At 70.6% G+C, this 22,008-nt stretch carries 20 protein-coding genes; 5 read left to right on the top strand and 15 right to left on the bottom strand.

Annotation, left to right across the window (positions count from 1 at the left end):
• Window positions 1–85: 85 nt before the first annotated feature.
• Window positions 86–310 (bottom strand): hypothetical protein, encoded by a 225-nt coding sequence (locus ABIA35_RS03540; protein ID WP_015797355.1) that lies wholly within the window; start codon window positions 308–310, stop codon window positions 86–88.
• Between the two features lie 422 nt (window positions 311–732).
• A complete protein-coding gene (locus ABIA35_RS03535; protein WP_049871922.1) occupies window positions 733–1,347 on the bottom strand; it encodes a MarR family winged helix-turn-helix transcriptional regulator in 615 nt (204 codons plus the stop codon).
• Between the two features lie 391 nt (window positions 1,348–1,738).
• Here ABIA35_RS03535 and ABIA35_RS03530 point away from each other — a divergent pair, with 391 nt between their 5' ends.
• Together ABIA35_RS03530 and ABIA35_RS03525 are read left to right on the top strand one after the other, a co-directional pair.
• Window positions 1,739–2,137, top strand: coding sequence for a phage holin family protein (locus ABIA35_RS03530; protein WP_370341108.1), 399 nt, complete (start codon window positions 1,739–1,741; stop codon window positions 2,135–2,137).
• A 133-nt stretch (window positions 2,138–2,270) separates the two neighbouring features.
• The gene (locus ABIA35_RS03525; RefSeq protein ID WP_370341107.1) at window positions 2,271–3,170 is read left to right on the top strand and encodes a fructosamine kinase family protein; all 900 of its coding nucleotides are present in this window, start codon (window positions 2,271–2,273) and stop codon (window positions 3,168–3,170) included.
• A gap of 22 nt (window positions 3,171–3,192) precedes the next feature.
• Here ABIA35_RS03525 and ABIA35_RS03520 read toward each other — a convergent pair whose 3' ends face one another.
• The 6 genes from ABIA35_RS03520 to ABIA35_RS03495 form a co-directional block, all read right to left on the bottom strand.
• Window positions 3,193–4,320, bottom strand: a complete 1,128-nt coding sequence (locus ABIA35_RS03520; protein ID WP_370341106.1) for a hypothetical protein — start codon at window positions 4,318–4,320, stop codon at window positions 3,193–3,195.
• Window positions 4,317–5,393 carry a hypothetical protein gene (locus tag ABIA35_RS03515; RefSeq protein ID WP_370356545.1) on the bottom strand — a complete coding sequence of 359 codons (1,077 nt, stop codon included), beginning with the start codon at window positions 5,391–5,393 and terminating at the stop codon, window positions 4,317–4,319. The genes ABIA35_RS03520 and ABIA35_RS03515 overlap by 4 nt, the downstream gene beginning before the upstream one ends.
• A 144-nt stretch (window positions 5,394–5,537) precedes the next feature.
• Window positions 5,538–7,151 carry a hypothetical protein gene (locus ABIA35_RS03510; RefSeq protein ID WP_370356543.1) on the bottom strand — a complete coding sequence of 538 codons (1,614 nt, stop codon included), beginning with the start codon at window positions 7,149–7,151 and terminating at the stop codon, window positions 5,538–5,540.
• 280 nt (window positions 7,152–7,431) lie between these two features.
• The gene (locus tag ABIA35_RS03505; RefSeq protein WP_370356541.1) at window positions 7,432–8,256 is read right to left on the bottom strand and encodes an LPXTG cell wall anchor domain-containing protein; all 825 of its coding nucleotides are present in this window, start codon (window positions 8,254–8,256) and stop codon (window positions 7,432–7,434) included.
• A 152-nt stretch (window positions 8,257–8,408) separates the two neighbouring features.
• Window positions 8,409–9,116, bottom strand: a complete 708-nt coding sequence (locus tag ABIA35_RS03500; protein WP_370356539.1) for a class E sortase — start codon at window positions 9,114–9,116, stop codon at window positions 8,409–8,411.
• A gap of 64 nt (window positions 9,117–9,180) precedes the next feature.
• On the bottom strand, window positions 9,181–11,010 hold the full coding sequence (locus ABIA35_RS03495; RefSeq protein WP_370341101.1) for an acyl-CoA dehydrogenase: 1,830 nt from the start codon (window positions 11,008–11,010) through the stop codon (window positions 9,181–9,183).
• Window positions 11,011–11,236: 226 nt separating this feature from the next.
• On the opposite strand from ABIA35_RS03495, the gene ABIA35_RS03490 reads away from it, so the two are divergent.
• Entirely contained in the window at window positions 11,237–11,638 is a 402-nt protein-coding gene (locus ABIA35_RS03490) for an SseB family protein (protein ID WP_015797365.1), read from the top strand.
• A 212-nt stretch (window positions 11,639–11,850) separates the two neighbouring features.
• Here the strand turns inward: ABIA35_RS03490 and ABIA35_RS03485 are convergent, their stop codons facing one another.
• The 6 genes from ABIA35_RS03485 to ABIA35_RS03460 form a co-directional block, all read right to left on the bottom strand.
• Complete coding sequence (locus ABIA35_RS03485) at window positions 11,851–12,261, bottom strand: Uma2 family endonuclease (RefSeq protein ID WP_370356537.1); 411 nt, start codon at window positions 12,259–12,261, stop codon at window positions 11,851–11,853.
• 157 nt (window positions 12,262–12,418) lie between these two features.
• Window positions 12,419–12,889, bottom strand: coding sequence for a thioredoxin family protein (locus ABIA35_RS03480; protein ID WP_370356536.1), 471 nt, complete (start codon window positions 12,887–12,889; stop codon window positions 12,419–12,421).
• Window positions 12,890–12,891: 2 nt separating this feature from the next.
• Window positions 12,892–13,554 (bottom strand): ABC transporter ATP-binding protein, encoded by a 663-nt coding sequence (locus ABIA35_RS03475; RefSeq protein WP_370356534.1) that lies wholly within the window; start codon window positions 13,552–13,554, stop codon window positions 12,892–12,894.
• Window positions 13,554–14,327, bottom strand: a complete 774-nt coding sequence (locus ABIA35_RS03470) for an ABC transporter ATP-binding protein (protein ID WP_370356532.1) — start codon at window positions 14,325–14,327, stop codon at window positions 13,554–13,556. The genes ABIA35_RS03475 and ABIA35_RS03470 overlap by 1 nt, the downstream gene beginning before the upstream one ends.
• A complete protein-coding gene (locus ABIA35_RS03465) occupies window positions 14,324–16,267 on the bottom strand; it encodes an ABC transporter permease (protein WP_370356530.1) in 1,944 nt (647 codons plus the stop codon). Before ABIA35_RS03465 ends, ABIA35_RS03470 begins: the two co-directional genes overlap by 4 nt.
• Before the next feature lie 7 nt (window positions 16,268–16,274).
• Window positions 16,275–16,595: a hypothetical protein gene (locus tag ABIA35_RS03460; RefSeq protein WP_370356528.1), complete on the bottom strand. Its 321-nt coding sequence runs from the start codon at window positions 16,593–16,595 to the stop codon at window positions 16,275–16,277.
• Between the two features lie 118 nt (window positions 16,596–16,713).
• Between ABIA35_RS03460 and ABIA35_RS03455 the strand changes: the two genes are divergently transcribed.
• Window positions 16,714–17,313, top strand: a complete 600-nt coding sequence (locus ABIA35_RS03455) for a hypothetical protein (protein WP_370341093.1) — start codon at window positions 16,714–16,716, stop codon at window positions 17,311–17,313.
• 24 nt (window positions 17,314–17,337) lie between these two features.
• Here the strand turns inward: ABIA35_RS03455 and ABIA35_RS03450 are convergent, their stop codons facing one another.
• Window positions 17,338–19,749, bottom strand: a complete 2,412-nt coding sequence (locus ABIA35_RS03450) for an HAD-IC family P-type ATPase (protein WP_370356526.1) — start codon at window positions 19,747–19,749, stop codon at window positions 17,338–17,340.
• Window positions 19,750–19,958: 209 nt separating this feature from the next.
• On the opposite strand from ABIA35_RS03450, the gene ABIA35_RS03445 reads away from it, so the two are divergent.
• Window positions 19,959–22,001, top strand: coding sequence for a cell wall-binding repeat-containing protein (locus tag ABIA35_RS03445; protein ID WP_370341091.1), 2,043 nt, complete (start codon window positions 19,959–19,961; stop codon window positions 21,999–22,001).
• The last annotated feature ends 7 nt before the right edge of the window (window positions 22,002–22,008 follow it).

Here is a 22,008-nt window from a genome sequence, read left to right as displayed (position 1 = left end):
GTCCCGTGCGTCACACTGGGCGCACGGGACACAAGGAACGCACCTGTCCCCCGATTCGCCGCCGGCCGGTCGGCCGGCGGGCCTCCTAGTACAGGCCCTTGCGCTGCTTGTCGCGCAGCTTCTTCCGGCGGTAGGCCGGAATCTCCATCATGACCTTGTTGTAACCCCAGTACAGTGCGCCGGCCGCGACGACCACCAGGGCGAGCGTGAGCAGCGAGCCCAGGATGGCGTGGATGATCGCGGTGATCACCCAGAACGCCACGACGGCACCCGCTATGGGCAGTGCCACCCACTTGAGCCAGAAGGGCATTGCGACCCCACCTTGTCCTTGTCGTTTCTTTCAGAACCTCAGGTCCTGTACCACTCAACGTCGTGGCCTACGCTTCTAGTTCCCAGGTAACCACGCGATATGTCGCGTTGGCAAGCAGCGGGCGGTGCGGGTTCCGGGCGGCCGGCGGACCGGTGGGGCGGATGGTGCCGGTGGTGCTGAAGTGACGTGCGATGCTTTTGAGGATGTTGAGATACCCGGGGCCGGTGTGGCTCAATGTGCTGATGTGCGAACAGTGCACTGATGTGCATGGGCGGGTGGCGGCCGCCGTTCGGTGCCCACCACGCGCGCGGCGCTGCGCGGGCACGAAAAAAGACCCCTGCAAACCTTCGGGCCCGGCGCCTTCGCGCCGGGCCCTCGTAGCAGGGATCTTGCCGATTGTCGCCGTGCGTGAGCCGGGTGGCTCAGCGCGCGGTCTTCTTGGCCGTCTTCTTGGCGGTCTTCTTCGCGGCCGCCTTCTTCACGGTCTTCTTGGCCGCCGCCTTCTTGGCCGGGGCGGCCTTGGCCGCCGCGGTCTTCTTGGCCGGGGCCTTCTTCGCGGTCTTCTTCGCCGTGGTCCGCACCGCCCGCTTCACCGGCTTCGGAGCGGCCTCCTCCTTGGTGAAGGGGGCGCGCGCCTGGTCCAGCAGCTTGGCGAACGTGGCCTGGTCCTTGACCGCCATGGTGCCGGCCAGTGTCTTCTCGACGGCCAGCACCTCCTTGTCGGCCTTGGCCAGGATCCGCTTGCCGGCCGTGGTGATCGTGGTCTCCATGGCGCGACCCTGGCCGGGCACCGAGCGGCGCTCGATGTAACCCTTGAGCGTCAGGTTGCCCAGGACCGTGGTCATCGTCTGAGGGGTGACCAGACAACGCCGCGCCAGCTCCGCTCCGCTGATGCCGGGCTCGTCATTGATGACGAGCAGGGCCGTGTACTGGGGGACCGTCACGCCCATCGGCCGAAGCACGGCGTCCTTGGCCCCGCTGAGTTCCTGTTCGAGGCTCTTGACCTTGTGGCCGAGCCGCTGTTCCACCGCAGTCATGGTGTGAGCATATCCGGCAAAACCCTTCATGAACCAATTCAGGGCCGTTCGTGGGATACCGACCCTGATAGCCAGGCGTGAAACCAGCCTTCTGCATCCGCCGATCAGGCGACATCAGTGGACGATGACGGATTCCAGTCACCGTCTGCTTGCCAGAGTACGGGTACACGGGAAATTGCGCGGCACCGGTGCTCGATTTCTTAGAAAGCTGTGACCTCGGCAAGCCCGGCGAGTCCCCTCGAAGTCCTCTTACGCCACAGTCAGCACATCAAAGAACGCGGAGGGTGTCCGGCCGGGCCGGACGAAGTGGCTTTCATGTTCCGTTGTTGATGAAGAACGGCTCCGTGTCAAGCCCTCGACTCCCGATATGGGCCCGTGCGAGCATGCCGCGGTGAAGAAACTGCTGCTGAAGATCGGTATCAACGGTGTCGCGCTGTGGGTCACCACCCTGGTGGTGTCCGGCGTGAAGATCGTGGTCGACCCGAACGCCCCGGACGCCACCAAGCAGAAGGTGCTCACCATCCTGATCGTCGCGGTCGTCTTCGCCGCGGTGAACACTCTGGTGAAGCCCTTGGTGCAGATCGCCACGTTCGGGTTGTTCATCCTGACCCTGGGGCTGATCACGTTCGTGATCAACGCGCTCATGCTGTTGCTCACCTCGAAGATCTGCGACCACTACCACGTGCGCTTCCACGTGGACGGCGTCGCGGCCGCCCTGATCGGGGCGTTCGTGATCAGCGTGGTCTCCATAGCCCTGCACGCGATGCTCCCGGACGACGTCAAGCGCTAGAACCGGCGGCGCCGTCCGGGCAGGCATGACGGTGAGCCGTTTCGCCATAATCGCTGAAAACTCCTGGACACAAACCGGGGCGGTTCGGACTTACTCGTCCGGCAAAGCCGTCACCTGCGGCTACGATCGCCATATGGCGAGTACTGTCGCGGACCGCGTGGCCGCCCTGCTGAACAGGGCCGTGCTCGGCGTGGCCGCCATCGGAGGCGGCTCCTTCGGGAAGACGTACCGCATACAGTTCTTCAGCGGCGGGGCGGCGTTCGTCAAGACGTTGGAGCACGCGGAGAAGGTCGCAGGTCCCGGGTACTTCGACGCCGAGGCGGCGGGCCTGCGCTGGCTGCGCGAAGCGGTCGGCGCCGACGGCGCCTCCGGCGGTGTTCGGGTCCCCGAAGTGCTGGGCGTGGCCGAGGACATCCTGGTGACCTCGTGGGTCGCGCCGGGCCGCCCGACCCCCGACGGCGCCGAGGAGTTCGGCCGGCGCCTGGCCTCCCTGCACGCCCGCGGCGCGCACGGTTTCGGCGCCGACTGGCCGGGCTACATCGCGGTCCTGCCGCTGGACAACCGCGGGGACGAGGACTGGGCCACCTTCTACGCCGCGCGCCGGGTCCTGCCCTACGTGCGGCTGGCCCGCGACCGCGGCCACCTGGACGCCGAGGGCGCACAGGTGATCGAGGAGGTCTGCACCCGCATCGACTTCCTGGCCGGCGAGGAGGAGCGGCCCTCGCGGATCCACGGGGACGCCTGGAGCGGCAACATCCTGTGGGACGGCCGGGGCGAGGGCTGGTTCATCGACCCGGCGGCGCACGGCGGCCACCGCGAGACCGACCTGGCGATGCTGGCGCTGTTCCCGCCCCCGTATCTGGACCGGATCATCGCGGCCTACGACGAGGTGCACCCGCTGGCCGACGGCTGGCAGGAGCGGGTCCCGCTGCACCAGCTGCATCCGTTGCTGGTGCACGCGGCGCTGTACGGATCCGACTACGGGGTGCGGGCCGCGTCGGTGGCCCGGGAGCTGGCCGAGCGGCTGCGCTAGCGCGCCACAGCCGCTCCGGCGGTTATGAGGGCCCGTTCTCAGCAGTCTCAGGCGTCTCAGCCGTCGCGTTTTCGTGCCCTGGGCCGGCCGGCACGGTCCCCGGCGCCTCCGGTTCCCCGGCCGAGAACAGTTCTGAGAAGGGCCCCGGGAAGGGCTCTGGGACGCCCGCACCGCTCCTGCGGCCCTCCGCGGCGCCCAGACGTACCGGAAGACCCCTGACCGCCTTGTAGCGCCTTCTGGACGCCCTGGACGCCCTGGACACCTTGGACCCACTAGACGCCCCGGACGCCCCGGCCCCCCTGGGCCTTCCGGGCCTTCTGCGGGCCGCGAACAGGCATCCGACGCCGAAGAGCAGCGCGGCGGGCGCCACGAGCTCGCCCCAGGGCCGTACGGCCGCTGACAGGGTGCGGACGGTGATCGGCCGGCCGGTCGCGCCGTTCTCTCCGATCGCGACTCCGATCTCGTAGTCGCGGAACCAGCCGCCGGGCAGCGAAAGCTCGCAGGTCAGGGTCCGGCGCCCGCCCACCGCCAGCGGGCCGCCGGTCCAGGCCACCGGGTAGCGGCCGACCTGCTTCGAGCCGCGCGACACGGTCAGCACCACGCCGGGATCCGGGGCCGGGCCGCCCCCGAGGTTGGCGAACGTCAGCGTGACCTGCGCCGAGCCGTCCGCGCCGAGCTGGGCCAGGAACGGCGGGTCGGCGACGGCGGCGGCCGTCATCAGCTTCGCGGTGCCGGCCGCCGGCGGCGGCGCGTCCTGCGGCAGATAGCGCAGGCCGGGGATGGTGATCGGGGTGTCCACGGGGTCGGCGGCGGTGCCCGCGAACGGCGTCACGTGGACGGTGCAAGGGCACGGTGTCGGTGGTTCGACCACCGGCAGACTCTGGTGGAAGCCGCCGCGCGCGTCCGTGGTCGCGGGCACCGCCGCGGCGACGGCACAAGAGTTCGACGATCCCCCGATCCCACAGATCTCCACCTGCAGCTGAGCTCCTATGGGGAACCCGCTGCCGGTCACGCTTATGGACTCCCCCAGCTTCGCCGTGGTCTTGGACAGCACCAGCGTGGGACCGTCGACGGCCGCCCGCGTGGCAGGAGCCGTGAGACCCGCGACGAGCAGCGCCGTCGCGCCGGCGCCGGCCAGTCGGCGCATCACGGCGCGGCGACCTTCGAGGGCTCACGCCGGGGCCGGGCCGGGAGCGGGCCGTTGCGGCGCCGCCAGAACACGAGCACCGCCAGTACCGCGAGCACCACCACGGCGACGAGCAGCAGGCTGAGCCAGGGAATCAGGGTCACCGACACCGCCGCCGTCGACGTCACCGGCGGTGCGGCGGTGCCGTCGGTGACGTCCAGATGCAGAGTTCCGATCTCAAAGGGCGGCATGTTCTTCCAGACCTGTGAGAAATCGATGCTCTGTCCGGGCAGGATCTGCGGAAGCTGAACGGTCCGGTCTATCAGCGTGCCGAAGATTCCCGTCGCATGGAGATGCGCTTTAGGGGACTCCAGCAAGTTGCCGCTATTAGTAACCGTTGCAGTAACCGTCCCGTCACTGTCACTCACATAGGCCGGGAATGGTGCGGATCCCGCGACTTTCAGGTCCGTGACGGTTAGCCCGCCCACTGCCGGCCCGTCGACATGGACATAGAGCCGCGCCGCGACGACCCGCTTGATGCCGACCTGGACGTTGCCCTGCTGCTGCACGCTCTCCACCGCGGTGTCCATGCCGGAGACGCCTCCGACGTGATCGCCGGGGGAGGCATCCGGGGGAATCGCTATGGAGATCGGCACCACGGTGGAGGTATGCGCCGGGACGGTGATCGTGGGGAACGCAGTACGCACCCACGCACCGACTCCGGTCATCGGGTACCCGTGGTCCCGCAGCGCGAACTGACCGTCCCGAGGGGCGTTGTAGCCGTCAGCGCCGTAGACGTAGTAGGTGATCGGGTGGTCGGTGTAGTTGGACACCGCCAGGCCGTCCCGCAGGGTGGTGCCAGGGCGGCCCTCCAGGATGAAGTACTGACGGGCGCCGGCCGCCGCGCCGGGCTTGGGGGCCGGCTGGACCCACCAGGAGCCGTTCGTCGACGGCGGCGGCTTGGGACTCGGTGTCGGGTCCGCCATAGCGGTTCCACTACCGAAACCGACGGAGACGCCGAAAAGGAGCGCCGCGGTCATGAATACGGCCGCCGCGCGGGCGCGGGCACTGCGACGGACCACGTTGTTCTCCCCCACGACGATCTCCTCGGCAAGTCGCCCGGTGTGGTACTCATGGCTGTGGCTGCCGGTGGGGCGAATGGACCTCGCCCCACCGGCAGCCCCTTGCTTCCCTGCCGCTTCCGGCGGACTCAGCTCAGCCTCAGCTCAGCGCAGCGCCCGTCACTGCAGGGAGATGGTGACGGTGCCGGTGTAGGTGCCTTGCAGCACGTACGCCGGGACCTTCAGATTCAGCCCGGCGCCGACCAGGAAGTCGCCACCGGTGACGGTCGGCGGATTGGTCCCGCCGGCTGCCTGCGAGCACAGGGTGATCGCGGTGGTGGTACTCAGCGCGCCGCCGGAGCCGGCCGTCGGGGTCGACGGGTACGGCGTGCTCCCGGCCGGGTTGCCGGTGCAGCTCAGACCGCTCGCCGAGACGTTGCCGGCCGGGATCGGCGCGGCACCGCTGTTGGCGTACGGTCCGCCGGTGAGCGCCAGGTCGGACATGGTCGCGTTCAGGACCCAGCCGTTGGTGGTGCCGCGGAAGTCCTGGACGTCGACCTGCTGGAGCGCTCCGGCCTGGTTGTGCACGGTCCCGTTCAGGGTCACGCCCGGGAAAGACACCGCGCCGGTGTTCTCGTTCATCTGCAACGGCCCGCCGGTGACGGCCACGTTCGCGCTCTGCCCCACCGAACACGTCCCGGTCGCCGAGACGGCCGCGCCGGCCGCGTCCGCGGTGCAGGCGTTGCCAGCGAAGGTGAACGCCGCCGCCGCGCGCAGGGTCGCGCTCGGCGCGCCGCCGACCAGTTCCGCGGCGCCGATGGCGGCGATCGCGGAGCTCGGCACCGTGTAGCTGCCGGACAGGTGCCCGGAGGCGTCCGCGGTCAGCGTCGAGGGAGAGCCGACCGGGTTGTTGGACGCGTCCACGCCGCTGACCGCCACGGTCGCGCCGGGATCCCAGTTGCCGCCGGACAGGCCGACGACAGTGCCGGGGCCGCCGGAGGACGGCGACGCGCTCAGGGTCGGCGCGCCCAGCACGGTGACCGCGGTCGGGACCGCGCCGCTGGTGCTGCCGGTCAGGACCAGCGAACCGCCCCCGGTGGCCGCGGCGGCGGGAACTCCGATGGACCCGGAGATCGCGCCGCCTGCCGGGACGGTGATCGCCGTGCCGGCGGTCGCGGTGCCCGCGCTGTCGGTGAACGACGGGGTGACGCTCTCCCCGGCGATCCAGCCGGCCCCGGTGAAGCTCACCGTTCCGCCGGGCCGCACATAAGCGCTGCCCACCGACGCCGAGGCGTTGGTCGCGGTGATGGTGGCCGCCGGACTGGCCCCGCTGGCGGTGCACTGGATCACGATCCCGAAGGCCGCCACGTCCTGCTCGTTGTTCCCGGGCGTGAACGTGTACGTGCCGGCGGTGGTCGGGGTGAAGGTGGCGGTGAAGTCCGGGATCTGGAACGTCCCGCCGGTGGCGACCGGCGCCGGCGGGAACGACGCCGAGGGCCCGGCCGTGAGGGTGCTGCTCGCCGCTCCGCCCACCACGATCTGTGCCTTCGCGGTGGCCGCGTTGGCGATCGGGATGCCCGGCGCGGGCGCGGTGGACAGCGAGTAGTGCCAGGTGATGGTCACCGGCGACCCGACCGCGACGGTGCCCGCCGAGGGGGTCAGGGTGACCTGGCTGCTGTAGTCGGGCGGCGGTGCCGCGAGTCCGGGGTTGCTGCTGGTGCAGCTCCCGAAGTTCACGGTCGTCGTCCCGGCCGCGGCCACCGGGGCCAGGGCCGTCGCGGTGGCCAGGGCCACGGCGAGGGTGCCGGCCAGGGCGGCTGCCCTGCCCGTTCTGGTTCTGTGTCTGCCTTTGATGCTGTGTCTGGATCCGAACCCTTGTCTCACTAGTGGTGCCCTCTCTTCTGATGAGGGGATGACAAACCCACGGGCCGGCGGCCCGCAGGGGTGGGTTGTCGCACACCGGTTCTGATGGAGCGTCAGATATTGACGGGCAGCGCGGATGCGAAGTCAATACGCACGTTCGAACCCCGGCCGCCGGACGTCCCGGAAAGCGGGTGAATCAGTGCTTTTCGTTCTAGTCGTGGCTCCCGCGCCGGCGCCGGGTGGCGTACAGGCCCGTCCCGCCGAGCACCGCGGCCAGGACCGCCCCGCCGGCCAGCCAGCGGCCGTCGAAGCCGGTGTGCGGCAGGACGCCCGTGGTCGAGCTGCTGGACCCGGTGCCCGAGCCGGTCCCGGTGTCGGTGCCGGTGGACCCGGTGGAGCCCCCGGCGCCGGTGCTCGACGTCGAGGACCCGCCTGAAGCGCTCGAGCTGCCGGACGAGGACGGCTTGGAGCTCGAGGACGACGTGCCGCCGCCCCCGCCGGACGCCGGCGCCACCGTGATCGTCGCGGCCGGGCCGGACGCCGCGCCCTTGCACGCCACCACCAGACTGAACTGCGTGATGTCCTGCTCGTTGTCGCCGGGGGTCAGCTTGTACGTCCCGGCGGCGGTGGGCGTGAAGGTCGCCGTCATGTCAGGGATCTGAAACGTCCCGCCGGCCGCGACCGGCGCGGGCGGGAAGTTCGCCGACGACCCGGTGGTGACCGTCGAGCTCGCCGCACCGCTGATGAGGATCTTCGCCTTGGCGGTGGCCACGTTCGCCACCGGGATCCCGACCGGGCCCGGAGCGGTGGAGATGGAGTAGTGCCAGGTGATCGAGATCGCCTTGCCCACCTGGAACGAAGAACCCTGAGGTGTCAGGGTGACCTGTGAGGTGTAGTTCGGCGGCGGCGCCGAGAGCTGGGGATTGCTGCTGGTACAGGCCGTGTAGCTGACGCTCGTGGTGCCGGCGTCCGCGGCCGGTGCGAAGACCGCGAGCGCCGCGGCGGCCACCGTGACCGCCCCGCCGATCCCGGCCACGCGCCGGGTAACACGCCGGGTAACACGCTTTGTGTGCTGCTGTTGACCATCCATGAATGCCTCCTGACATCGAACGGCAGATCGAAACCGCCTAGTCATTGAGGAAGTAATCTGACGGAGTGTCAATAGCCATCTGATGGGCCGTCAGGACCTCACGGGTGCGCACCGGTGGCGATCAGATGGCCGGTCACGATCATCCGCTGGGTGGAGGACCACCAGGGATTGCAGGTCGTCAGGGTGATGAGACTCTGCGTCGGCCGGACCCCGGGCTCCCCGGGCACCGGGTCCACCACCCCCAGATCGGTGGGCTGCACGATCACCGGGTCGGCGTCGATCCGGTAGGTGTACCAGGCCTGCGCGGTCTCCACGTAGACCAGGTCGCCGGCCCGCATCTCGTCGAGGTGGCGGAACGGCTCGCCGTGCGTCTTGCGGTGGCCGGCGACCGAGAAGTTGCCGATCTGCCCCGGCAGCGCGGTGCCCGGATAGTGGCCGGTGGCCTTGTTCAGGATGTCCAGCCCGACGCCTTCCAGCACCGGGATCCCGGCGGCGCCGATCCCGGAGCCCAGGCGCGGGATGTGCAGGATCGCGACGTCGTCGCCGTTGTGCAGCACCGCGGGCGGGGGCGGCGCCACCACCGGGGCGGACTCGCCGTGCGGCGCCGCGGGCGCCGGACGCGCGGGCGGGGCGTCCGTCCACTGCCGGTGCATGGAGGCCACCTCGTGGTCCATCGCCTGCCGGCCGACCACGTTCGTGTAATAGAGCTGATACACGATGAACAGCGCCAGCAGCACCGAGAAGGTGACCAGCAGCTCGCCGACCGTCCTGACCGTGACACGCAGAATCGCCCCTGCCCTCGCCATAGTGGCGGAGAGTAGGGGCGACTCCGTGAAAAGCGAAGAGCCTTCTTGAACCCGATCAGGCTTCTTAGAAAGCCTCCTCCGGCACGTCCATCAGCGAGTTGTCGGTGGCCTCGACGATCGCGCGCTGCGCGGCCAGCAGCGGCAGGGTGTTCCGGGCGAAGAACTTCGCCGCGGCCACCTTGCCGGTGTAGAACGGCACGTCGCGGCCCGCCGCGCCGCCGTCCAGCGCCTCCAGCGCGACCGTGGCGCCGCGCAGCAGCAGCCAGGAGACGATGACGTCGCCGAGCGCGAACAGGAAGCGCACGGTGTTCTGCGCGACCACGTACAGCTGCTTGGAGTCGGACAGCGACTCGCCGGCCTTGTCCAGCATCGCCTTCAGCATCCCGCCGACCTCGGCCTGCGCGGTCGCCAGCAGCTGGCGCTCGCGGGCCAGCTCCTCACCGCCGGGGTTGATGGCCAGGAACTTCGAGATCTCCTCGTTCAGGCCGTTCAGCGCGACGCCGCCGTCCTTCACGATCTTGCGGAAGAACAGGTCCAGGGACTGGATCGCGGTCGTGCCCTCGTACAGCGAGTCGATCTTGGCGTCGCGGATGTACTGCTCCAGCGGGTACTCCTGCAGGAAGCCGGAGCCGCCGAAGATCTGCAGCGCCTGCGCCAGCTGCTCGTAGGACTTCTCCGAGCCGTAGCCCTTCACGATCGGCAGCAGCAGGTCGTTCATGCGCTCGGCGTTCTTGTCCTCGGTGCCGGCGGCGCGGGCCTGCTCGATCGCGTCCTGGAAGGACGCGGTGTACAGCACCAGGGAGCGCATGCCCTCGACGTAGGCCTTCTGCGTCATCAGCGAGCGGCGCACGTCCGGGTGGTGCGTGATGGTGACGCGCGGCGCGTCCTTGCCCGGGGTGGTCAGGTCCGCGCCCTGCACGCGCTCCTTGGCGTACTCCAGCGCGTTCAGGTAGCCGGTGGACAGGGTGGAGATGGCCTTGGTGCCGACCATCATGCGCGCGAACTCGATGATGTTGAACATCTGGGCGATGCCGTCGTGCACCTCGCCGAGCAGCCAGCCCTTGGCCGGCACGCCGGCCTGGCCGAAGGTGACCTCGCAGGTGGTGGAGGCCTTCAGGCCCATCTTGTGCTCGACGTTGGTGACGTAGGCGCCGTTGCGCTCGCCGAGCGCGCCGGTCTCCCAGTCGAAGTCGAACTTCGGCACGATGAACAGCGACAGGCCCTTGGTGCCGGGGCCGGCGCCCTCGGGGCGGGCCAGCACCAGGTGGATGATGTTCTCGCTCAGGTCGTGCTCGCCGGAGGTGATGAACCGCTTCACACCCTCGATGTGCCAGGAGCCGTCGGCCTGCTGGATCGCCTTGGTCCGGCCGGCGCCCACGTCGGAGCCGGCGTCCGGCTCGGTGAGCACCATGGTCGAGCCCCACTGGCCCTCGACCATGTGCCGGGCGACGTTGCGCTGCTCCTCGGTACCCAGGTTCCACACCACGGTCGCGAAGTCGGCGCCGGAGGAGTACATCCAGATCGCCGGGTTCGCGCCCAGCACCAGCTCGGCCACCGACCAGCGCAGCGTGCGCGGGGTCGGGGTGCCGCCGAGCTCGACCGGCAGGCCCAGGCGCCACCACTCGGCGTCCATGAACTGCTTGTAGGAGCGCTTGAAGCTCTCCGGCAGCGTGGCGGAGTAGGTCTCGGGGTGGAAGATCGGAGGGTTGCGGTCGGAGTCGAGCAGGCTCGGCGCCAGCTCGTCCACGGCCAGCCGCTCGACCTCGGCCAGGATCGACTTGGCGGTGTCGACGTCCATGTCGGCGTACTCGCCGGTCCCGTAGACCTCGCCGCGCCCGAACACCTCGAAGAGGTTGAACTCGATGTCGCGCAGGTTCGACTTGTAGTGGCTCATCGCCGTAGGCTCCCGCTGTCCCGGACCGGCTCAGGGTTTACGCTGTGTTCCTGTGTCAGCAGAGCTGAACCTGGTCGTACTGATGAGTAATAAGCTCTCCCCAGCATGCTACCCGCTGGTAACTAGCCGCAAGCCCGGAGCTTGCCCTATTCGCCACGGGCGACGGTGAGGTCGATCACGCCGGCGCCGTGCGCCGCACCTCGAGCGGCGGGTAGGCTCTCGTGACGTGTACGGCTATCCCCAGGAGCCCCCGCCGTCCCAGGTGGCCAACCCCGCCCTGAGCGACGCGATCCGCGCGTTCACCGGCGGCGTGATGGGCCCCGAGGACTTCTACACGGTGTTCAACAGCGCGAAGATCTACTGCCCGCGCGGCGAACAGCCGGGATTCCTGGCCCTGCACGACACCCCCGAGCCGGTGATCCCCATGTTCAGCTCACTCACGGAGCTGCGCGCCTACTCCGGCGAGGAGTCGCGGTACTTCACCGTGACCGGCGGCGAGGTCCTGGACCTGCTGCCGACCGGGTACGGCATCGTGCTGGACATCGAGGGGGAGCACCGCATCGTGTTCGACGCCAAGGCGATCGAGCAGATGACGGCTTACGCGATGCAGCGGTTGTACGGGGCTTAGGGGTTCGACGTGGGCCACGCCGTCCATTCGGTGGTATCGATGGTCACGCCGAACGGCTCCGGCAGGATGATCGGCTGTCCAAAACCCCAGGCGGCCGCAGACTCGTAGCGGCCCGTTCCCGGATTCGGATCGCAGTGGAGCGTCGCGCGCACGACGCGCGGGTCCCGGTCGACCAGCAGGTAGTACTCGACCCCGGCGGACGCGTAGTCGGTTCACTTGGTCATGATCCGGTTCCCGTTCCTCCGCCGATGCTGAGGGCCGGGCTCGCGGTCGTGGTCGGCGTTCGACGGCGAGGTGATCTCGATGGCCATGGCCATGTCCAACGGGGTGATCACGGCCTCATCCGCGGCGAGTGCCTCCGAGGCGCGCACCCGATCCATGATGGCCACATCGGGAATCCATCCCCTGGCCTCGGGTTCGCCGGCGCCCGTGCCGGCGATCGCCACCCAGCGAAAGGTGGGATCAGCATCTGCTGCCCGCGCCATCGCGGCGATGATGCTCGTGGCGAACCAGTTGTGGGCGAAGCGGGGAGCAGGCGACACGACGATGTCCCCCTCGATGATCTCGGCGCGGAAGCCCTCCGGCAGGCCGAGATAGCGCTCGAGCTCGCCGCGGATCCACATCTCGTACGGCGAGTCCGGGAGTGGAACTTCCACAAAGCCGACGCTCATGGGAGACCAACCTTCTGGTGGAACTCGATCTGACTCCATGAGTTCAGCGTATCCAGACGGTTACCGCAGGCGAATGCTCTTCAATCACCTGTTCGGATTAATGGCCTTGTCAGCGCCCGTACTTCAAGAAGTCCAGAAGATCCGCCGCCGTCATCTTGCGCGCCCGCGCGAACTCCCCATCGGCCGAGTCGAAGCGGATCTTGCCCTCGGGGTTGAGGACCGACACGGACGGGATGCCGCCGGCGATCGGGTTGTTGAAGTCGGTGTCGATGTCGGCGTTCTGGTCGCGCTGGCCGCGCTCCGTGCCGACGCTGACGGTCACCAGGTGGTACCCGCGGGCCAGGAGGGCGGCGACTTCGGGGTCGCGGGTCCAGTCTTCGAAGGCGGTGCAGTCCGGGCACCAGCGGGCGCCCAGGGCCAGGAGGATGTCCTTGCCGTCCTTGGCGGCGGCTTGGCGGGCCGCGGCCAGGTCGGCTCGGGGGTCGCGCGAGGGGTCGAACAGCTCGGGGCCGGACGGCTCCGGGCTCGGCGGCTCAAGGTCGGACAGCTCAGGGTCGGGCAGCTCCGCGGGCGCTTCCATGGTCACAAAATAGCCGGGTCGAAGTCGGCGGGGGAACCCGTGGCGGCGAGTTCTCCGCGTCGCAGGACGTGGACGCGGTGGGCCAGGGCGAGTGCTTCGCGGGGCTCCGGTTCGGCCAGGACCACGGCGCGGTCGCGGTGCTCGGCGGCGAGGGCGGCCAGGACCTCGTACAGGCGGGCGGTCAGGACCGGGGCCAGGCCGTGGGAGAGTTCGTCGACCAGCAGCAGGCGCCAGGGGGCCAGCAGGGCGCGGGACAGGGCCAGCATCTGCTGCTCGCCGCCGGACAGCAGGGCAGCGCGGCGGCGTGCCAGGGTGCTGAGGTCCGGGAAGGCATCCAGGGCCGGGGCGAGGTCGCGGCCGGCGGCGAACAGGTCCAGGTTCTCGCGGACGGTCAACGTGCGGAACACGCCGCCCTCGTCGGGGATCAGCATCACGCCCGCGGCCGCGCGGCGGCGTATCGGAGCCCGCGTGATGTCAATATCCTGCCAGCGAATGCGGCCGGAGGACGTACGCAGGTAGCCGGCGACCGCGCGCAGCAGGGTGGACTTGCCCGCGCCGTTGCGGCCCAACACCGCCGTCACCTCGCCCTGCACGATGGTCAGACTCACCCCGTGCAGCGCCTCCAGCGGGCCGTAGCGCACGCGCAGCGCGTCGAGCGTGAGCATCAGGAATCACCCACGTAGATCTCCCGGGCCGGCTCCGAGGCGAACACCTCGTCGGGACTGCCGGACAGCAGCACACGCCCGGCCGCCATGAGGTACGCGCGGTCGGCGACGGCCGTGACGAACCGGATGTCGTGCTCCACCAGCAGGATCGCGAGACCGTCGGCGGCCAGCGCCCGCAGCACCCCCGCCAGCCGCGCGATCTGGTGGTCGTCGAGCCCCGACGCGGGCTCGTCGAGCAGCAGCGCGGCGGGCTCGGCGGCCAGCGCGCGCCCGAGTTCGACCAGCCGCATGGTGCCGGTGGGCAACGAACCGGCGGAGACGTCGGCGAGTTCCGTGAGCCCCAGACGGTCCAGGACGGCGGCAGTGGTGGCGCGCACCGCGGCACGGCGCGGATCGGGCAGGCCCAGCAGACCGGCCAGCAACGGACGGCCGCGCCGGTTCTCGGCACCGACGCTGATGTTCTCCGCGACCGTGAGACCGGCGAAGAGTTCGATGCGCTGGAAGGTCCAGGCGACACCGGCCCGGGCCCGGGCGTGCGATGCCAGACCGCTGAGAAGCAGCGGTGACGACGCGGACTCACCGACCAGGCGCACGGTCCCCGCATCCGCCGCGTCCAGCCCGGTGACGCAGTGGAACAGCGTCGTCTTCCCGGCCCCGTTCGGCCCGATCAGCGCGGTGACCGCACCGGCCGGCACGTCCAGGTCCACGTCGTCGACCGCCGTCACGCCGCCGAAGCTGCGCCGCAGACCTCTGATCTCGAGTCCGCCGCTCATGAAGCCCGCCGCTCCCGCGCCCGCGCCGCCACAGCACGTCCGGCCGGGCTGAGCCGCCTGGCCACCGGACGCTCCGCCAGAAGCTCCGCCGGCCGCGCCAGCCAGTCCCCGCCCCGCCGCGCCGCCGCGCCGATCCCGCCCGGGAACCGCCCCAGCAGCACCGCCCCGACGCCGATCAGCAGCCCCGAGACCCCTGCCACCGTCCCGACGTCCACCGCCACCAGCGCCGCGGCTCCCACCACGGCGCCCAGCGCCGAGTCCACGCCCCACACCGCGACCGCCGCGAACCACACCAGGCCCTGCACCGGGTCGAAATCCGTGGGGTTGAACGCCTGCGCGGCGGACGTCGTCAGTGCGCCGCCGAGGCCGGCCAGCCCTGCCGCGCACGCGAACACGAACACCTTCATGCGCCGCACATCGATCCCCGCCGAGACCGCCGCCGCCTCCGAATCGCGCAGCGCCACCAGCGCGCGTCCCATCGGGCCGGTGTGCAGCGAGCGGACCAGGAACAGCGCGAGCAGCAGGCAGGCCAGTTCCAGGACGTAGAACCAGTGGTCGTCCGTGAAGCCCGGCGGCCGGGCGATCACCAGTCCGCCGACGAACACCGGCTGCGCGAAGACGAACCGCGCCACCACAGCGGCCGTGGCAAAGGTCGTCAGCGCCAAGTACAGGCCGCGCCGATGGATGGCGATGCCTTTATTGACGAACACCGCGCCGGTGAGCCAGCCCAGGGGCACCACCAGCAGCGGGCCGAGGAACAGAGCCACCAGCCACGGCACCCCAGCCCCGGCCAGCTTCGCCATGAACAGCGCCCCGAGCCCGGCGTAGCCCGCCTGTCCCAGCGAGATCTGGCCGGCGTAGCCCGTCGCGACCACCAGCGAGACGAACACCACGGCCAGCGCCGGCACCGCCAGCGAGGCCCGCAGATCGGCCGGGTCGAAGAACAACGGCAGCGCCAGCACCAACGACAGCGCGCCCAGCGGCAGCCGGCTGACCAGACCAGGGTTCGATGTCCGCCGTGCCCCCACGCGGTGCAGTCCGCCGCCGATCGACCCCGAGTCCCGGATCCCCAGGCGGGGCACCACCATCAGCGCGGCGAACAACACCAGCACGAACAGGTTCGTGTGGAAGGCATCGACCAGCCCTTGCCACCGCGCGGCCGGATGCACCGCGGTCAGCTCGGTCTGGGCGATCCCGATCGCCAGCGCCGCGAGCACCGCCGCCGGCAGCGACGTCAGCCGCGCCAGCACCGCGACGCCCATGGTCTCCAGCACGGTCAGCGTCAGGCTGTACGGGTCCAGGTGGTAGATCGGCGCCCACAGCACGCCCGCGACGCCCGCCAGGAACGACCCGAAGGCCCAGCCGCCGGCGGCGAGCCGGTCGGCGGGCACCAGGGCGGAGGCCAGATCCCGGTCGTCGACCACGGCCCGCACCATCAGCCCGACCCGAGTGGCGCGCAGCAGGACCGTCAGCAGTACGGCGACGAGCGCGACGACGCAGAGCTCGACGATGGTCGCGTAGGACAGCGACAGCGAACCGGTCAGCCGTACCGATCCGGCGGGCAGCAACGAGGGCGCGTCGACGTAGGAACGCCCGCCCCACACCAGGAAGACCACCCCGAGCTGGAGCACCAGCACGCCGAGCGTCGCCACCAGCAACCCGGACGCGCCGCTGCGCCGCAACGGCCGGTACACCAAGCGCTCCAACAACAGCCCGCCGCCCGGAGCCACGATCCCCAGCACCAGCAAGGCGGCCACGCCGACCGGCATCCGCCACACCCGCACGCACTGCCACATGACGTAGGCGCAGAACACCGCGGTGGACCCGAAGGCGATGTCGAAGACTCCGGTCACCCGGTACGTGGCCAGGAGCCCCACCGCGGCCAGCGCCGCCACGCACCCGATCGCCAGTCCGTTCAGCGCGAGACCGGCGTAGAACATCGCGCGGCTACTCCTCGGCCCCGGAAGCGTCCGCGACGGCGGCGCCGCCGTCCGTATCGACCACGGCCTCGGTGAGCAACGCGTGCAACTCGGCGATCCGGCGCGCCGTGTCAGGGTCCGTGTTCCCGGATATCGCGAAGAGGAATCCGCACACCACCAGCACCGCGCCGGGTATCGAAGCAGAGGCCAGATACGGCAGCTGCTTGGCCGCGATCGCCTCGCCCGAGATCAGATACCAGCCGACGACCAGCAGCAGCACCCCGATGAGACCGACGGCCCCGCCGAGCGCCACACGACTGTTCCGGTCCAGTTCATCGAGGCGGGACATAGGCTCCGAATACCTTCCGGCGACATCCGTGAGGCGGGTGTGTCTGTGGACCCTTACTGGAGATGATGGTATGTCAGGTGGAAGAGGCCGGGAATACTCTTCAGGAGCGTGATCCTCCGTGACATCTCGACGTACATCGCTCGTCCGAACCGGCGCCACCCTCGCCGTCGCCGCACTCCTCGCCGCGGGCTGTTCCTCCAGCAAGTCCTCGCCCTCGGCGAGCGGTAGCACCACCGCCGGCGGATCGAGCAGTTCGAGCTCGGCGGCGGGCGGCTCCAGCAGTTCCAGCTCCGCTTCCAGCGGTTCCAGCTCCAGCGCGCCGGCCGGCGGCCAGCCCACCGACGTGGCGGGCGCGACCCAGCAGGTGAAGGACGCGTACAACAAGTTCTTCGACAACAGCATCAGCACCGCCACCAAGGCCGCGATGGTGCAGAACGCCGGCCAGGTGCAGGCCCTGCTCACCGCGCTGGCCGCGGCGGCCGGCGGGGAGAAGTCCTCGATCCAGGTCAACACCGTGACCTTCGACAGCCCCACGCACGCGAACGTCGACTTCGCGATCCTGCTGAACGGCCAGCCGGCGCTGCCGCACGCCAGCGGGGACGCGGTCTACGACTCGGCCTCGGGCAACTGGCAGGTCTCCGACGCCACGTTGTGCAAACTCGCCGGGATCACTCCGGGCGTCAACCCGACCGTCCTGAAGAGCGCCGGCTGTAGCTGAGGTGCCACCGGACGGTGGCGGCGGCTAGTCGGCCTCGGCCGGCTCGGCCGCCGCCACCGTCCGGTGCGCGCTCAGATAGCGCCACAACAGTTCCAGCGCGACACAGGCCACCGCGGCGACCACCAGGCCGGTGGTCCACTGGTACCACGGACCGAAGTGCAGGTCGAAGAAGTGCCGCCCGGCCGGCAGGGCGACGCAGAGCACGAACAGGCCGGCCATCGACGCGATGAGCACAACCTTCCACCACACGATCGGCCTCGCCACCAACTGCACGATGTACAGGCTGCACGCGAACAGCGACACCATCGCGGTGGTCTGCGCTTCCCCCAGCGAGTCCTGCTCGCCGCGCGCGATCCAGTAGGCGACGAACACCTCGATCCCGGCGACCAGCCCGGCCGGGATGGCGAAGCGCAGCACCCGCCGCACGAAGCCGGGCCTGGCGCGCTCGTAGTTCGGGGCCAGCGCCAGGAAGAAGGCCGGGATCCCGATGGTCAGCGCGGCGATCAGGGTCGTGTGCCGCGGCAGGAACGGGTACTCGAGCTGGAAGATCCCGACCAGGACCACCAGCACGAAGGAGTAGACCGACTTCACCAGGAACAGGTTCGCCACCCGTTCGATGTTGCCGATCACCCGGCGCCCCTCGGCGACCACCTCGGGCAGGGTGGCGAAACGGTCGTCCAGCAGCACGATCTGCGCGACCGCCTTCGTGGCGCCGGCGCCGGAGCCCATCGCCACGCCGATGTCGGCGTCCTTCAGGGCCAGCACGTCGTTGACGCCGTCGCCGGTCATCGCCACGGTGTGGCCGCGGGACTGCAGCGCGGCGACCATCTCGCGCTTCTGCTGCGGGGTGACCCGGCCGAAGACCGAGTGGTCGGCGACGTCCTCGGCGAAGGCCTCCGCGTCGCCCTCGGGCAGGGTGCGCGCGTCCTTCGGATCGGCGGCGCCGGGCAGCTTCAGCGAGGCCGCGACCGCGCCGACCGACACCGCGTTGTCGCCGGAGATCACCTTCAGCGCGACGTGCTGCTTCTCGAAGTAGTCCAGCGTGTCGCGGGCGTCGGAGCGGATGCGCTGGCGCAGCGTGATGAGCGCGACCGGGGTGCTCTCACCGGCCGTGACGGTGTCCACCGGGCCCTCGGCGCGGGCCAGCATCAGGACCCGCAGCCCCGAGGAGCCCAGCTCCTCCGCCTGGTCGGCGGCCGGGGTGCCGCGGCCCAGGACGTCCGGCGCGCCGAGCAGCCAGGTGCCCTTGCCGTCGGCGAAGGTGACGCCGGACCACTTGCGGGCCGAGGAGAACGGCGCGACCTGGGCCGGGATCCAACCGTCCGCGTTCGGCGGGAACTTCTCCATCACCGCCTGCATCGTGGCGTTGGGCCGTTCCTCGGCCGCGCCGAGCGCCGCGAGCACCGTCGGGACATCCGTGCCCGACCCGCCGGACCCGCCGGACCCGCCGGAGCCGCCGGCCGCGCCGGGCAGTTCCTGGATCCCGTCGAAGGCCATCCCGCCCTCGGTCAGCGTCCCGGTCTTGTCCAGGCACACCGTGTCCACGCGTGCCAGGCCCTCGATCGCGGGCAGTTCCTGCACCAGGCAGTTCTTCTGGCCCAGCCGGATCACCCCGACCGCGAACGCCACCGAGGTCAGCAGCACCAGGCCCTCCGGGACCATCGGCACCAGCCCGGCGATGGTGCGGCTGATCCCCTCGCGGACGCCGCCGGAGCGGTTCAGCTGCGTCACCACCTGAAGGATCCCGGCCGGGACCATCAACATGGTCATCCACTTCAGGATGTTGTTGATGCCGGTGCGCAGCTCGGAGTTGACCAGGGTGAACTTCTGGGCCTCCTCGGCCAGCTTCGCCGCGTAGGCCTGGTGCCCGACCTTGGTGGCCCGGAACGCCCCGGAGCCGGCCACCACGAACGAGCCGGACATCACCGCGTCGCCGGTGTGCTTGAGCACCGAGTCGGACTCGCCGGTCAGCAGCGACTCGTCGACCTCCAGGGCGTCGGCGCGCACCACCTCGCCGTCCACCACGACGCGATCGCCCGGACCGAGCACGATGACGTCGCCCAGCACGATCCGCGAGGCCGCGATCTCCTGCTCGGTGCCGTCGCGCAGGACCCGGGGCCGGGACTCCCCGACCACGGCGAGGGAGTCCAGGGTCTGCTTGGCCCGCCACTCCTGGAAGATCCCGATCGCGGAGTTGGCGACGATGACGAAGCCGAACAGCGCGTCCTGGATGGGGCCGACGGCCAGCTCGATGACGAACAGCGTGCCGATGATCGCGTTGAACGGCGTGAACACGTTCGATCGCACGATCTCGGACAGCGAGCGCGAGGTCTTCGAGGGGATGTCGTTGACCTCGCCGGCCGCCTCATGCTGCGCGACCTGGGCCTGGCTGAGCCCGGAGAGCGACTCCGCCACGGCTGTCCCAGGATGCGTCATGCGTCCCATCACAACCCGAACCCCTGGTTGGCCGCAAATCGGAACATCTGTCCGGGGCGTAAAGATGAAATCGCCTACGCACCGCGTCCGGATCAGGGACCGCATTCGCTCACTTGGCCTAACCTCGTCGCTGCGGCATGCCCGCGCGTTTCGGGGAGCGCCCATATCGGGTGCGGCGCCGCGCTGACGACAGGCCAAGGAGCCACTTCATGTCTGACTCTGTTCTGCGCCGGCCGCTGGCGCTGACGGCGACGCTGGCCACCTCGGTGGCCGCCGCGGCCGGGCTCATCGCCCCGGTGGCGAACGCCACCACGGCCAGCCCGAACGGCACCGCGAACCTGACGGTCTCCGGGGGCAGCACCACGGCGCCCTCCGCGACCAGCACCGTCGCCGGCACCAAGTACGCGCTCGGGTTCGCCCCGAAGGCGCAGAACCTCGCGTGGGCGCCGACCGGCGCCCGGGCCGCGTGGATCGACCCGGCGACCAACGCGGTCGTGGCCGGGGTCCCTGGCGGCGCGTCCGAGGTGATCGCCCCCGCGCCGGGCGCCGGCATCGTCCGCTCGCACCCGGCGTGGATCGACGGCGGATCCAAGGTGGTCTGGTCGGAGACGGTCCCCGGCAAGAACTCCGTCCTGAACTGGGCCTATGGCAGCGGGATCCAGGGCGCCTACGGCAGCGGCGTGGCGGGCGGCGGCGGAGCGCCGACCGTCCAGACCCTGCAGAATGTGACGGGCAGCGACCTTTACCACCCCGACTCGGTGGGCTCGCTGCTGGTGTACCAGGTGAACACGCCGGGCAAGTCCCCGCAGATCTACCTGTGGAACCGGGCGACCGGCGCGGCGCCGGTGGCGATCGCGACCGGCTGGGACCCCTCGATCTCGGCCGACGGCACGCACGTCGCCTTCGTCGCCAACACGGCGAGCCCGGCCGGCACCAACGTCTACACGGTCGCGCTGAGCAACCCGGCCGGCACCCTGACCCAGGTCACGGCCGGCGGCGGCGGGTTCGAGAACCCGGCCTGGACGCCGAGCGGCAACGGCCTGGTCTTCGAGCAGCTCGACGGCACCGGCAAGGACGTCGACACCCTGTCGGTGGCGGCCACGGCCGTGAAGAGCGCGGCGTACACCGAGATCGTCCCGGGCACCAAGATCGTCGGCCAGCCGGCGTTCCGGCCGACCGTCCAGGACAGCGTGACCCGCATCGCCGGCACCGACCGTCTGGGCACCGCCATCAAGGTCTCCCAGTCGCACTGGTCCTCCGCGGGCGTCCCGAACTCCCCGGGCGCGGCCGCCAAGGCGGTCGTGCTCACCCGCTCCGACCAGTTCGCCGACGCCCTCGGCGGCTCGGCGCTGGCCGCGAAGGTCGGCGGCCCGCTGCTGCTGACCCAGACCGCGGGCCTGGACCCGGCGGTGAAGGCGGAGATCCAGCGCGTGCTGGGCCCCGGCGACGGCGCGAAGACCGTCTACGTGCTCGGCGGCATCCAGGCGCTGTCCCCGAACGTGGCGAACGCCCTGACCGCACTGCACTACAAGGTGCAGCGGGTCTCCGGCGGGGACCGGTTCGAGACCGCGGTGGCGATCGCGAACACCATCACCGGCCCCGGCGCCGTCCCGGACTACATCCTGGTGGCCACCGGCGAGAACTTCCCCGACGCGCTGTCCGCCGGCGCCGCGGCCGGCGCGATCGACGCGCACCAGGGCAAGAACGCGGTCGTGCTGCTGACCGACAACACGGTGATGCCGAAGCCGACGGTCCAGTACCTGGCCCCGCTGCTCGGCCGGACCAACCTGAACTCGGACCCCGGGCACACCAAGCCGGCGAACTTCATCGAGTTGGACAGCATCGGCGGACAGGCCTCGGCGGCGCTCGGATCGCACTGGATCCCCGCGGGCTCGCAGGGCGGCTCGTTCCTGGGCCTGTGGGGCAACGACCGGTACCAGACCTCGGCCTTCGTCGCGCGCTACTTCTTCGGCTCGGCGAACTCCGCGGGCCTGGCCACCGGGATGAACTGGGCCGACGCCCTGTCCGGCGGCGCCGAGATGGGCACCGAGGACGGCCCGCTGCTGCTGGTGGACCCGAAGGCCGGCGTGCCGGCCGTCGCGGCCCAGTGGCTGAACCAGGACGCCGGCCAGTTCACCCGCGCCGAGATCTTCGGTGGAAACGCCGCGGTCCCCGGAAGCGTCGACAAGGTTGTGGGCGGCCTGATCGCCGGGACCGGCGGGGTCGCCTACGCGTCGAACCCGGTGGGCTGAGGCCCGG

Source organism: Catenulispora sp. MAP12-49, assembly GCF_041262705.1.
Lineage (GTDB): Bacteria > Actinomycetota > Actinomycetes > Streptomycetales > Catenulisporaceae > Catenulispora.
This window is presented reverse-complemented; position numbering and strand designations above follow the sequence as displayed.

Bases quoted from the DNA above. Each gene is read 5' to 3' on its own strand.
- ABIA35_RS03445 (WP_370341091.1), top strand. From the start codon at position 19,959: ATGTCTGACTCTGTTCTGCGCCGGCCGCTGGCGCTGACGGCGACGCTG.
- ABIA35_RS03475 (WP_370356534.1), bottom strand. From the start codon at position 13,554: ATGCTCACGCTCGACGCGCTGCGCGTGCGCTACGGCCCGCTGGAGGCG.
- ABIA35_RS03460 (WP_370356528.1), bottom strand. From the start codon at position 16,595: ATGTCCCGCCTCGATGAACTGGACCGGAACAGTCGTGTGGCGCTCGGC.
- ABIA35_RS03525 (WP_370341107.1), top strand. From the start codon at position 2,271: ATGGCGAGTACTGTCGCGGACCGCGTGGCCGCCCTGCTGAACAGGGCC.
- ABIA35_RS03500 (WP_370356539.1), bottom strand. From the start codon at position 9,116: ATGGCGAGGGCAGGGGCGATTCTGCGTGTCACGGTCAGGACGGTCGGC.
- ABIA35_RS03540 (WP_015797355.1), bottom strand. From the start codon at position 310: ATGCCCTTCTGGCTCAAGTGGGTGGCACTGCCCATAGCGGGTGCCGTC.
- ABIA35_RS03465 (WP_370356530.1), bottom strand. From the start codon at position 16,267: ATGTTCTACGCCGGTCTCGCGCTGAACGGACTGGCGATCGGGTGCGTG.
- ABIA35_RS03535 (WP_049871922.1), bottom strand. From the start codon at position 1,347: ATGACTGCGGTGGAACAGCGGCTCGGCCACAAGGTCAAGAGCCTCGAA.
- ABIA35_RS03480 (WP_370356536.1), bottom strand. From the start codon at position 12,889: ATGGAAGCGCCCGCGGAGCTGCCCGACCCTGAGCTGTCCGACCTTGAG.
- ABIA35_RS03450 (WP_370356526.1), bottom strand. From the start codon at position 19,749: ATGACGCATCCTGGGACAGCCGTGGCGGAGTCGCTCTCCGGGCTCAGC.
- ABIA35_RS03470 (WP_370356532.1), bottom strand. From the start codon at position 14,327: ATGAGCGGCGGACTCGAGATCAGAGGTCTGCGGCGCAGCTTCGGCGGC.
- ABIA35_RS03495 (WP_370341101.1), bottom strand. From the start codon at position 11,010: ATGAGCCACTACAAGTCGAACCTGCGCGACATCGAGTTCAACCTCTTC.
- ABIA35_RS03485 (WP_370356537.1), bottom strand. From the start codon at position 12,261: ATGTGGATCCGCGGCGAGCTCGAGCGCTATCTCGGCCTGCCGGAGGGC.